The following is a 12,332-nucleotide window of genomic DNA, read 5'->3' on the forward strand; positions in this document are numbered from 1 at the left end:
ATTCCCTGGTTTGACAAGCGCTTTTATACTATCGTTGCACCAATCAAAATAAAAATAAATTATCTTGGGGCATGAACCCGAATATAGCTAAGCTTTATAGTATCGCATCAAAACCGGAAAGGTACATTCTCGGGCTGATGAGTGGTACTTCCTTAGATGGTTTGGATGTTGCATTGTGCCGCTTTACCGGCAGCGGTGTACAAACCACCATTGACGTACCGCAATTTGAAACAGTTAACTATAATGAGGATTTTAAAAAAGCAATAAAAACTGTTTTCAGTAAAAAGGAAGTGAACCTGGAACAGTTAACGTTGCTCCATCCATTTATCGCATTACAACATGCCAACATCATTAATTCACTTTTGCAAAAATGGAAAATAAAAAACGAACACATTGATATCATTGCCAGCCACGGACAAACCATTTACCATGCACCCAAAAGTTTGCACCGGCAAAATAAATTTGGCAATGCTACATTACAAATTGGTGATGGCGATCATCTGGCTGTAGCCACCGGCATTATCACCATCAGTGATTTCAGGCAAAAACATATTGCTGCAGGTGGAGAAGGCGCTCCGTTGGCAGTATATGGCGATTATTTGATTTTTGGTAAAGAGGGGGAAGACAGGATTTTATTAAACATTGGGGGTATTGCCAATTTCACTTACCTGCCCGGCAGTATGGACAGCAGTAAAATTTTCAGCACCGATACCGGCCCGGGCAATACTATGATGGATGCTTACATACAAGAACAATTTCCGGGGAAATACTTTGATGATGGTGCCGCAGTTGCAGCAGCGGGAAAAGTGACTGAAAGCCTGTTAACGGCATTAAAAGAAAATGATTTTTTCAGAAAGCCATTTCCAAAAACCACAGGGCCCGAATTATTTAATTTACATTATCTGCAAGAAGCGAAAGCAAAATCTGCCACACAAAAAATAAGTGTTGAAGACACTATGGCGACATTGAATAAATTTTCGGCAGATACTATTGCAGCAGCATTACAAAGAACAACGGATCAAAACAAAACGTATACTATTTTCTCCAGCGGTGGTGGTATGCATAATCCACTGCTGATGCAGCATTTAAAAGAAGCATTACCCAATTTTAATTTTGATACTACTGCTGCACTACACATCAATCCCGATGCAAAAGAAGCCGTATTATTTGCGGTGCTGGCCAATGAATGTATTTGCGGAGATAACAGCTATTTAAATAAAGGCATTGCAGGCATGCCCCCGGTATCTATGGGAAAGATCAGTTTTCCGGGATAATTATTATTTGCCTGCTTCTGTTTGTACTTTAAAATTATTGAGCGATGAATCCATAACAGCAGCTACCTGTTTACTCAATACCATTGCACTGAATTTTCTCCAGGGTTTATACCAGGGCAGTTTTTCAATGAGTGCCCAGCTTACCAGTACGGAGTTGGTTTGTTCCTGGTAAAGGTTAAAATGAGATTCTAATTTGTTACTACTATTATTTTCTAACGAAAAGACCAATGTATCTTTATCATTTGCCGTGTTAGTTATTGTAGCATTGCCACTGATAAAGCCATTCCATTGTTTCCAATCTGCAGTATTATTCAATTTAGCGGCGATCTTTTCTTTAGCAGCCACTACTGAAATACTTTTTGACGTAACCAGCTGAGATGGAAACAGCAACGAGATCAAAAAAAACAATAAAGAAAAAGCAATAATATTGATCAGTAAAAACTTAAGGTATTTCATAGTTTATTCCCATTTAAAAACTTTAATTGCAACTGCATAAATAATCACCATCCATATAGCCATTATACCTAATTCTTTGCCGCAATCCCACAAGTGTAATCCCGAAAAAGATATTTTTCGTATTGCATCATTATATTGACTCAGCGGTAGGCCATAACGACAAATAATTTGCAGCCAGTTAGGGAAAACATCAATAGGGAAAAAAGTACCCGATAATAACATTTGAGGAAAAGCAAACAGATTTATAAATAGCGGAATAGAAGTATCAGATTTTACAATGCTGCTGAATATTAAACCTACACCTAATAAAAGCAGCAGCATATAAATGGTAAGCAGGGTCATTTCTAAAAAAGTATCCAGCCCGTTCACCAATGTAAAATGTAAAAAGAAATAACCAAGTGCTATCAGCATCACTACATTGATCAATTGAAAAACCAAACGGCTGATACCAATACCCAACAGTATATTCATACGGCTTACCGGTGTGGCATAAAAACGTTTCAATATTAATTGCTGCCTGAATTGAAAAAAAGTAAAGGAGATACCAAATAATGTGGAAAACAAAATCGAAAAGCCCAGCATACCGGGTAAAACAAAATCTATACTCCGGTATTCCCGTACCGTCTCAACATTAAAAGTTACACCAGGGCTGGCTTGTGCGCCGGATTTTTTTAATGCTATCACATTTAATATCGCTGCAAATTTCTGTCGCAGGTCATCAATTGAACGGGCACTTGCAGTGGTAGTATTAAAAAATATTTCATACGCATTTCTGGCACTGCTGTCTTTTGCCTTTATAATATTTACGATAGCAGAAATATTGTCTTTTTCCAATGCCTTTCTCCTCGTTGCTGTATCAATACTGCCATCTTCTTTTCTAAATGATTTTATGGTAAATGCCTGGTTGGCTTTCAGACTGTCATATACTTCATTGGTAGTATCAGCATTATCTGCCAGGGCAATGGAATAGTGTACCCCACCTCCACCGCCAAATGAACCAAAAATGAAAATAAATATAATGGGGAATAAGAAGCTGAAGAACAAAGCACTGGGATTACTGAGAATAGAGCGGAAACTGGCTTTTACAATGGCCAAAAATGCTTTAGTCTGACTGTATTTTTGCATACCGTTTATTTAATAGGGCGTAAAGCTATTGGTAAAAAAGGATTTTAAAAAATTTGGAGTACACGACATATGTCGTATATTTGGGTGTCAAATGTCGGGACATGAAAAAAAGTACTCCAAAAAAGAAAGCTGTTAATAATAAAACCTCACTTTCTGTAAATAAAGTTGAAGAACCGGTTGCCCCTTATTACCGCAGCATAAAAGTAATTCCTGCTGTAAAAGATTTTACTTACAGCGAATTTAAAAAAATTGCAGATAAAGCACCTTTTACGCAGGCAGAATGGGCCTCTATATTACATGTAAGCGAACGCACTTTGCAACGGTATGCAAAGGCCAACAGTGTATTTGCTCCTATTAATGCAGAGCGGGCCATGCAAATTGCACAGGTTTTAAACAGGGCCAAAGAAGTGTTTGGAGATATGGCAAAATTTTATCACTGGATAAAAAGAAATCCCTATGCGCTTGAAGGTAATTTGTCCATGCAATCATTAACTACCAATGATGGTATCAATAAAGTATTAACCCAGCTGGGAAGAATAGAACACGGTTTATTTGCATGATAGTCTACCGCATTTCTAAAGCCAGATATAAGAACGACATTTCCGGTATGGGAGCAAAGTTATATGGCTCCAGATGGAATACTGTTGGTATAGCCATGTTATATACCGCCGAAAATATTTCGCTGGCTGTACTGGAAACCCTGGTGCACCTGCAGGAGTTTGAAATACCTACCGACTACTGGCTTTTAAAAATACAAATACCTGATGACGGAAAAATGACAAGCATTGAAAACAGTAAATTAAAAAAACAGTGGCAAAATGATGCAGGCTATACCCAATTCATCGGTTCTGAATTTATTAAGAATAACCAATCGCTGATCCTGAAAGTACCTTCTGCTGTTATTACCGATGAACATAATTATCTTGTTAACCCATTGCATAGAAATTTTGCCAAAGCAAAGATCATAGACAGCAAGGCATTTAATTTTGACAACCGTTTACTTTCTTTTTCATGAATATAGTTTACCTGTTGCTTGGCAGCAACCAAAACAATCCCCGCAAGCAACTGGCAAAAGCCTGCAGCTGTATCAGCAAACAAATAGGCTATATAAAAAGAGCGTCGGGTATTTACCAAACGGCCGCCTGGGGTAATACCGATCAACCTGATTTTTTAAACCAGGTACTTATAGTTGACACCCTGCTTGCTGCCGAAGCAACCATGCAAACTATTCTTACCATCGAAGAAAAAATGGGACGGGTAAGAACTAAAAAAAATGCACCAAGGATCATTGATATAGATATCCTTTTTTTTAATAAAGAAATTATTGCAACTAAAAATTTATCTGTACCGCATCCGCAGTTGCAAAACCGCAATTTTGTTTTGGTGCCCTTGAATGAGCTTTCGCCCAATCTTAAGCACCCGGTATTGAATAAAACTATCCACCAGTTATTAAGAATTTCTCCGGATGAATTAACTGTTAATAAAATTTAATCGTAAAAGAAATCCATTCCCTTTATTTTGCACACTCCATTTGCATATTTGCCAATTGGCATAATTGCACATTTTTGTATGAAGTATAATTTTGTTACCATTGAAGGGAATATCGGTGCCGGAAAAACCACTCTTGCCCACTTACTGAGCAAACATTTTAATGCACGGCTGATCCTGGAAGAATTTGCAGACAACCCATTTCTTCCCAAATTTTACGAAAACCAGCAGCAATATGCTTTTCCGCTGGAATTATTTTTTATGGCCGAGCGTTATAAACAATTAAAAGATCTGCTGCAAACCAAAGACATGTTTCAGAACATCACCATTTCTGATTACCTGTTTACCAAATGCCTCCTTTTTGCCAAAGTAACTTTAGCCGATGAAGAGTTCAGGCTCTACCAGAAATTATTTGATATCATCAATCCGCAAATTGTGCAGCCTGATATTTTAATTTACCTGCATGCCCCGGTAAATAAATTACAGGAGAATATTAAAAAACGCAACCGTGGTTACGAGCAAAGTATCCCCGGCGATTATCTTTTTTCTTTGCAGGAAACCTATACGCAATATATCAAACAGCATAATATTAAAACACTTTTTATTGATGCGTCTAATGCCGATTTTTTAGGTAACGACCAGCATATGAAAATTATCATCGACGCATTGGACAAAGAATATGAGGATGGGCAACATTATTTAAGCCTGCCTTAAAGTGCTTCGCAAGCGTGAGCCACCCCTTAAAGGTTGCTCATACTGTTAAAAGCGGCTGCTACACCACAGGGTGAGCCACCTTTAAGGGGTGACCCACCCAACCAACCAATTGATCATTCTCTAAATCAAAAAAAAATTGCAACTTCGCAGTAATGGCATTAACATTGAACAAAGCAGCACTCTCTCCCCTTAAAGAAAAAGAATTTAAATTATATATCATCTGCCGATTTATCTACATTATGGCACTACGCATGGTGGGTACAGTGGTAGCGTATGAATTGTTTCACTTAACACAAAGTTCATTTGCTATAGGCCTTGTAGGATTATCTGAATTTGTTCCCGTTTTTTCGCTGGCCTTATATGCTGGCCATGTGATTGATAAATCAGAAAAAAGAACACTGCTGCTGAAAGGCATGATTGCCTATTCTTTTTGTGTAGTGCTATTGGTTATCTGTACTTTTCCGTCCACTCAAAACAAATTGAGTACTCATGGCCTTGAGTATTGTTTTTATGCCATCATTTTTTTAACCGGTATCATCAGGGCTTTTGCTGGCCCCGTATCCAATGCCATTGTTTCGCAATTGGTACCACGCAATATTTTACAGTACGCTGCCAATATCAGTTCGTCTACCTGGCTTATTGGCTCCATTACCGGCCATGCCAGCGCAGGATTTTTAATTGCCGGTATTGGTGTAAACAAAACCTTTATTGTTATTTTAATTTATGTGGTAACTGCTGCCATCATACTTTCCTTCATTAAAAGAAAACCCATTTTGTATGCGCCAAAAGATATTGCCGCATGGGATAGTGTAAAGCAGGGCCTTCATTTTGTTTTTACCAATAAAATTATGATGGGTGCAATTTCACTCGATCTCTTTGCCGTTTTGTTCGGCGGTGCGGTTGCACTGATACCTGAATTCAGTGCCACCATTTTACACGTTAGTCCCATTGGTTTTGGATGGCTTACTGCCGCCACCGATATTGGCTCCATGAGCATCATCATTCTACTCACTTTTTTCCCCATGCGAAAAAAACAAGGCAAAAGAATGTTACTGGCAGTGGCAGGCTTTGGTATCTGCATCATTGCTTTCGGCCTTTCCGATATTTATGTCATTTCCTTTATGGCACTTTTATGCAGCGGTGTATGCGATGGCATCAGCGTAATGGTTCGTGGTACTATTTTACAATTGACCACACCTGATGAAATGCGTGGCCGTGTATCGTCTGTAAACTCTATGTTCATTAACAGCAGTAATGAACTGGGCCAGTTTGAAAGTGGTTTTGCCAGGCAATTGATGGGGCCAGTACCTTCTGTTGTTTTCGGCGGCTGTATGACATTGCTGGTTGTGGTGGTTACCTGGTTTAAAGCACCGGCGTTAAAGAATATGGAGTATTAGCTCCTCATTTGATCTGTGTCTTCACCGAACAGTTACAATATTTAAAATGCAGCATTCCGGGTGGTGAAGATAGCGAGCGGGAAAAAGCAACCGTATTATCATCTTCTACGTTTATAGCGTTGTGAACAATTCTTTACAATAATTGTTTCGATATTTTGTAAGTTACAACATCAAAAAAATCATCTCTACATGCAACGCAGAAACTTTATCCGCAACGCAAGCCTTACCATAGCAGGCTTAGCATTGGTCAATAAACAATTAGCAGCCGCTTTTTTTAACCAGCCGGCATTTAAAATAAAAATGCTGACCGACGACATTGGTGTATTCACCGAAAAAGGCGGTACGATACTTTTTTACATGGCTAAAAAAGAGGTGGTAGTAGTGGATGCCCAGTTCCCCGATTCGGCACAGCATTTAATTGATGAGATAAAAAAGAAAACGGGAAACCCTTTCAGGTTACTGATCAATACGCATCATCACGGAGATCATACCGCAGGCAATATTGCTTTTAAAGACCTGGTGCCGCATGTTTTGGCGCATGCCAATTCTTTAACCAATCAAAAAAATGCTGCGGTAAAAAGTAAAAGCGAAGACAAGCAATTATATCCCGATCAGACCTATACCGATACCTGGAGTGATAAAATTGGTAAGGAAAAAATCACTCTACATTATTTTGGTGCCGGCCATACCAATGGTGACAGCTTTGTACATTTTGAGCATGCCAACATTGTACACCTGGGCGACCTGTTGTTCAACCGCCGCCATCCCTTTGTTGATAAAAGTGCCGGTGCCGATATGGGCAGCTGGATAAAAGTACTGGATAAAGCTGTAAACACTTTCGACAAAAAAACACAATTCGTTTGCGGCCATAGCGGCGAAGGGTATGATATTGTTACCACTCCTGCCGACCTTACTGCATTCAGCGACTACCTTGGCAATGTATTAAAATTTGTAGAGGGAGAAATTAAAGCCGGGAAAACCAAGGAAGATATCCTGAAAACAAAGATCATTCCCGGTACAGAAGAATGGAAAGGCGATGGTATCAATCGTCCGTTAGAAGCAGCTTACACAGAGATCACTTCAAAGATGACATAAAAATTTTCTAACATTATTTTTCATGGCCGGTTTTCTCACCGGCCATTTTCGTGACGGTTAGTCATTATACCATACATTATCTACTTCATCGTCACAATTAACTTTTCCAATACATAGTACACCGCAGGGCAAAAGCTGGAATTTTTTAACGTAAGTGGCTGACGTTTCAATAACACATCTTCATCTGTATAGGGAAACCTTGCACAATCGCCTGGGCGCACTTCGTAAATGCTGCAATAATTATCGGCACCTAAAAAACTGCAGGGCTTATTTTTAAGCACATAATCTCCTTCACTATCTACAAACAAATAGGTATTTATAAAATCTCCTTCTTTCATTTTTAAATGCTTGCTGATGCGTTTTATATCCGGCGTTTTAAAACGGGGCGAATACCCTTTGCAACAATTGCCGCATTGCAGGCAATCAATTTTTTCAAAAGCTTCCTCATGCAGGTCGGGCAATGCCTTCAGCACTTTATTTTTATCCGCCCGGTTCAAAAACTGTTTGTATAATTTTTGATGGTCGGCCGACTTCTTCTCCCAATTGTATAACAAATCTTCTTCCATACAGCAAATATCGCTTTTAGTAGCCAGCCACTAAAAATTTCCTGAAACTACGTAGTAGTTATTTTTGCCACGGATTACGCGGATAAAAATGCATTATCCGTGAAAATCTGCGTAATCCGCGGCAAAAAAATTCACCAAGTGAAATAGTAAACTGCTCTGGCCTGTTTTCTCAATAATAGTATGCTTCATGTAAATAATTTCATTTAATTTGTAGTAAATTTTTTAGACGATGCTACAGGTAATAGTCCCCTTGGATTTTTCCGAGACCTCATTCAATGCAGCACATTATGCCTGCAATATGTACAAAAACAGGGCTGATGTGAATATTATACTGTACCATTATTACTCCGGCAGCGAAGATGTGGCTACTGCAGAAAACTACCTGGGTACATTAAAAACGGAACTCCTTTCTTTTATCGCCAATATTGAAACCTATACCGAATCCGGTGATAATTTTATTGATAGCCTTGCCGCCTACGCCCATGTAAAAACGGCGTACATGATAGTAATGGGATTAACCGGCAAAACAGCGCTGGCACAACGTTTCTCGGGCACCAACACTTTAAAAATAGCCGAGAAAAATATTTGCCCCGTCTTAATTGTTCCTGAAGAAGCAAAGTATACCAAAATTGAAAATGTACTCATCACTTCCGAAATGAAATACGTGGAAGAAACACCTACATTGCTGGCTGTAAAAAGAGTACTGGCCGATTTTAAACCGGCCCTGCACATTTTAAATGTAGATGACAGCCATTACATTTCCCTCACTACAGCCTTTAAAACGGAAAGGGACAAAATGGAAGAATTGCTGAAAGAGTTCAATCCCGAATTCTACTTTATGAGGTTATATGATTTTCATGAAGCGGTGAATTTATTTGCCGGTGATAAAGATATCGACATTATCATCATTGCCCCTCAACAACACAGTTTTTACGAAAGATTGTTTAAAACACAGCATACCAAAAAAATGATCTATCAAAGCAAAGTACCTGTTCTTGCTGTGCACGAATAATTTTTATTGGTAAGTACTGCTTTTTTTCTAACAAACTGCTGCTTTTGTTAAACTTTTATAGTATCGCCCCCGCTTTCAATTGCAGGTTTATCCCTCAGTTTTCCACAGTAATCAATCGCTGAACTTATTGGCGCAGTTTCTTGTTATGTTATCGTAATTTTGCGGCAACTTTTCTACAGTATCCAATACACAATAAATTATACAGGCATATGAATCTTTTCGAGCAACAAAATCAGGAGTTTACAGCAAGGCATATCGGACCCAACGAACAGGAAACCAGGGCCATGTTGAAGGTGATCGGCGTAAAATCAACAGACGAGTTGATTGAACAAACCGTTCCCTCTTCCATTCGTTTACAAAACCCTTTAAAAACTGCCGGCCCCGTAAGTGAATTCCAATACCTTACCGAGCTAAAAAAAACGGCTTCGTTAAACAAGGTTTTTAAATCTTACATTGGCCAGGGTTATTACAACACTATTGTACCCAGCGTAATCTTAAGAACTGTTTTTGAAAACCCGGGATGGTACACGCAATACACACCTTACCAGGCCGAAATTGCACAGGGACGTTTGGAGAGTTTACTGAATTATCAAACCATGGTAAGCGATTTAACCGGTTTGCCCATTGCCAATGCCAGCTTACTGGATGAAGGCACTGCAGCAGCCGAAGCTATGGCCATGTTATTCAATCATAAAAACAAAGACCACGATCATATTACTGCGCCGAAGTTTTTTGTTGACGAAAATATTTTTACACAGACAAAAGATGTTTTGATCACCAGGGCTACCCCCATCCAGGTGGAATTGGTTTTTGGTGATTATAAAACCACTGCGTTAGACGATTCTTTTTTTGGCGCAATAGTACAATACCCCAACAGCAATGGTGCGGTGGAAGACTACAGGAATTTTATTGCTAAAGTACATGCGGTAAATGCACAGGTTATTATGGCTACAGATTTATTGGCCCTCACCTTATTGACGCCTCCCGGCGAATTAGGTGCAGATGTAGCCATCGGCAATTCGCAAAGGTTTGGTGTACCGATGGGATTTGGCGGTCCGCATGCCGCTTTCTTTGCTACCAAAGATGATTTTAAAAGAAACATTCCGGGGCGTATCATTGGCGTGAGTATTGATGCACAAGACAACCGTTGCTTACGCATGGCTTTGCAAACAAGGGAGCAACATATCCGCCGCGAAAAAGCCACCAGCAATATTTGTACGGCACAGGCATTGTTAGCCAACATGGCTGCGATGTACTCCGTATATCATGGCCCGGATGGATTAACCAATATCGGAAAAAGAGTAAGCATTTTAGCACAAACTTTAAGTGATGAATTAGCCGAGCTTGGTTTTACCAATGTGAATGAATATTATTTCGATACATTGAAAGTGCATGTGAAAGATGTGTCACAGATCAGGAAATTAGCCGAACAACAGGAGATCAATTTTAATTACTTTGATGATGAGCATATCGGCATCTCTTTAGACGAAACCACATCGCAGAATGATATCCTTAACATACTGCACGTATTTGCTACTTCACAAGGTAATGACACGGCTGTGGCGCATTTTGATGCAGACAGTTTATTGGAAAATATTCCTGCTTCACTAACACGTACATCAGAATTTTTAACGCATCCGCTTTTCAATACGCACCACAGCGAAACTGAAATGATGCGCTATATAAAATTTTTAGAAAATAAAGACCTGAGTTTAAACACATCGATGATCAGTTTAGGTAGTTGCACCATGAAATTAAATGCCGCTACACAATTGATCCCTGTAAGCTGGCCCGAGTTTGGTGGCATACATCCTTTTGCCCCTGCTTATCAATGGAAAGGGTATCAGCAAATAGTATCTGAATTAGAAAGCTGGTTAAGTAACATTACCGGTTTTGCAGCTACGTCTTTACAACCTAACAGTGGCGCACAAGGTGAGTACGCCGGTTTGTTAACCATCCGTGCTTATCATGCACACCGCAATGAGGCCAACAGAAATGTAATCCTCATTCCTATTTCTGCACACGGCACCAACCCTGCCAGTGCAGTAATGGCTGGCTTTAAAGTAGTAGTAACCAAGTGTGATGAAGCAGGAAATATTGATGTGGCTGACCTGCGCATGAATGCAGAAAAACACAAAGACACATTAGCGGGATTGATGGTTACATATCCAAGTACACATGGTGTGTTTGAAGAAAGCATTAAAGAGATCTGTGCATTGATACATGAGAATGGCGGATTGGTTTATATGGATGGTGCCAATATGAATGCACAGGTGGGCTTAACATCTCCCGGTAATATTGGTGCTGATGTTTGCCATTTGAATTTGCATAAAACATTCGCTATTCCTCATGGTGGTGGCGGACCTGGCATGGGACCAATTTGTGTGAATGAGAAACTGGCGCCGTTTCTTCCGGGCCACGCAGTCGTTAATGGCGAATCATCAAACGTGAAAAATAATGGCTCACTGCTCACGAGTGCTGTTAGTGCTGCGCCCTATGGCAGTGCAAGTATTTTACTGATCAGCTATGCCTACATAAAATTATTAGGCCCTGAAGGTTTAAGAAAGAGTACTGAATATGCAATTCTTAATGCCAATTACATGAAGGCACGCCTGGAAAAAGAATATAAAATTTTATACAGCGGAAAGAATGGTACCTGTGCCCACGAATTTATTGTTGACTTACGCCCGTTTAAACAAAGCGCCGGCATTGAAGCAGAAGATGTGGCCAAACGTTTGATGGATTATAATTTTCATGCGCCTACATTAAGTTTCCCTGTAGCAGGCACGATAATGATTGAGCCAACTGAAAGCGAAGACAAAGCAGAGCTGGATCGTTTTTGTGATGCCTTATTAAGCATACGTGAAGAAATACGTGCTGTTGAAAATGGCATTGCCGATAAAGCAGACAATCCATTGAAACATGCACCACATACTCAATTTGTAGTTTGTGCCAACGACTGGAATCATAAATATACCAGGGAAACAGCGGCCTTTCCATTAGCGTTTGTAAAACAAAATAAATTCTGGCCCGGCATCAGCAGGGTAAATAATACTTATGGCGACAGGAATTTGATTTGTACCTGTGAACCTGTTAGTGCATATGCTGAAGAAGCAGCAGTATAAGAAATCTCTACTATCCGTTAGTTCTAAAAGCCCAACTGTAAAATGTTGGGCTTTTTTTATCATCACTCATTTTACACACC

At 39.6% G+C, this 12,332-nt stretch carries 12 protein-coding genes; 9 read left to right on the plus strand and 3 right to left on the minus strand.

The window, feature by feature from the left end:
- The first annotated feature begins 71 nt into the window (after positions 1-71).
- Positions 72-1,274, plus strand: coding sequence for an anhydro-N-acetylmuramic acid kinase (locus tag ACYVM0_RS12360; protein ID WP_460557470.1), 1,203 nt, complete (start codon positions 72-74; stop codon positions 1,272-1,274).
- A gap of 3 nt (positions 1,275-1,277) precedes the next feature.
- Here ACYVM0_RS12360 and ACYVM0_RS12365 read toward each other — a convergent pair whose 3' ends face one another.
- Positions 1,278-1,730, minus strand: coding sequence for a hypothetical protein (locus ACYVM0_RS12365; RefSeq protein ID WP_460557472.1), 453 nt, complete (start codon positions 1,728-1,730; stop codon positions 1,278-1,280).
- A 3-nt stretch (positions 1,731-1,733) separates the two neighbouring features.
- On the minus strand, positions 1,734-2,855 hold the full coding sequence (locus ACYVM0_RS12370; RefSeq protein WP_460557474.1) for an ABC transporter permease: 1,122 nt from the start codon (positions 2,853-2,855) through the stop codon (positions 1,734-1,736).
- Between the two features lie 101 nt (positions 2,856-2,956).
- Between ACYVM0_RS12370 and parS the strand changes: the two genes are divergently transcribed.
- From parS to ACYVM0_RS12400, 6 genes are all read left to right on the plus strand, one after another.
- The gene (gene parS / locus ACYVM0_RS12375; RefSeq protein ID WP_460557476.1) at positions 2,957-3,415 is read left to right on the plus strand and encodes a type II RES/Xre toxin-antitoxin system antitoxin; all 459 of its coding nucleotides are present in this window, start codon (positions 2,957-2,959) and stop codon (positions 3,413-3,415) included.
- Entirely contained in the window at positions 3,412-3,870 is a 459-nt protein-coding gene (locus ACYVM0_RS12380) for an RES family NAD+ phosphorylase (protein WP_460557478.1), read from the plus strand. The genes parS and ACYVM0_RS12380 overlap by 4 nt, the downstream gene beginning before the upstream one ends.
- Positions 3,867-4,346, plus strand: coding sequence for a 2-amino-4-hydroxy-6-hydroxymethyldihydropteridine diphosphokinase (folK, locus tag ACYVM0_RS12385; protein WP_460557480.1), 480 nt, complete (start codon positions 3,867-3,869; stop codon positions 4,344-4,346). The genes ACYVM0_RS12380 and folK overlap by 4 nt, the downstream gene beginning before the upstream one ends.
- A 78-nt stretch (positions 4,347-4,424) precedes the next feature.
- Positions 4,425-5,057 carry a deoxynucleoside kinase gene (locus tag ACYVM0_RS12390; RefSeq protein ID WP_460557482.1) on the plus strand — a complete coding sequence of 211 codons (633 nt, stop codon included), beginning with the start codon at positions 4,425-4,427 and terminating at the stop codon, positions 5,055-5,057.
- A gap of 152 nt (positions 5,058-5,209) precedes the next feature.
- Positions 5,210-6,454 carry an MFS transporter gene (locus ACYVM0_RS12395; protein WP_460557484.1) on the plus strand — a complete coding sequence of 415 codons (1,245 nt, stop codon included), beginning with the start codon at positions 5,210-5,212 and terminating at the stop codon, positions 6,452-6,454.
- A 189-nt stretch (positions 6,455-6,643) separates the two neighbouring features.
- Complete coding sequence (locus ACYVM0_RS12400) at positions 6,644-7,549, plus strand: MBL fold metallo-hydrolase (protein WP_460557486.1); 906 nt, start codon at positions 6,644-6,646, stop codon at positions 7,547-7,549.
- Between the two features lie 80 nt (positions 7,550-7,629).
- Here ACYVM0_RS12400 and ACYVM0_RS12405 read toward each other — a convergent pair whose 3' ends face one another.
- A complete protein-coding gene (locus tag ACYVM0_RS12405; RefSeq protein ID WP_460557488.1) occupies positions 7,630-8,115 on the minus strand; it encodes a YkgJ family cysteine cluster protein in 486 nt (161 codons plus the stop codon).
- A 229-nt stretch (positions 8,116-8,344) separates the two neighbouring features.
- Here ACYVM0_RS12405 and ACYVM0_RS12410 point away from each other — a divergent pair, with 229 nt between their 5' ends.
- Together ACYVM0_RS12410 and gcvP are read left to right on the plus strand one after the other, a co-directional pair.
- Entirely contained in the window at positions 8,345-9,127 is a 783-nt protein-coding gene (locus tag ACYVM0_RS12410; protein ID WP_460557490.1) for a universal stress protein, read from the plus strand.
- Positions 9,128-9,336: 209 nt separating this feature from the next.
- A complete protein-coding gene (gene gcvP, locus ACYVM0_RS12415; RefSeq protein WP_460557492.1) occupies positions 9,337-12,252 on the plus strand; it encodes an aminomethyl-transferring glycine dehydrogenase in 2,916 nt (971 codons plus the stop codon).
- Positions 12,253-12,332: the final 80 nt, after the last annotated feature.

This window comes from Ferruginibacter profundus (assembly GCF_054783275.1).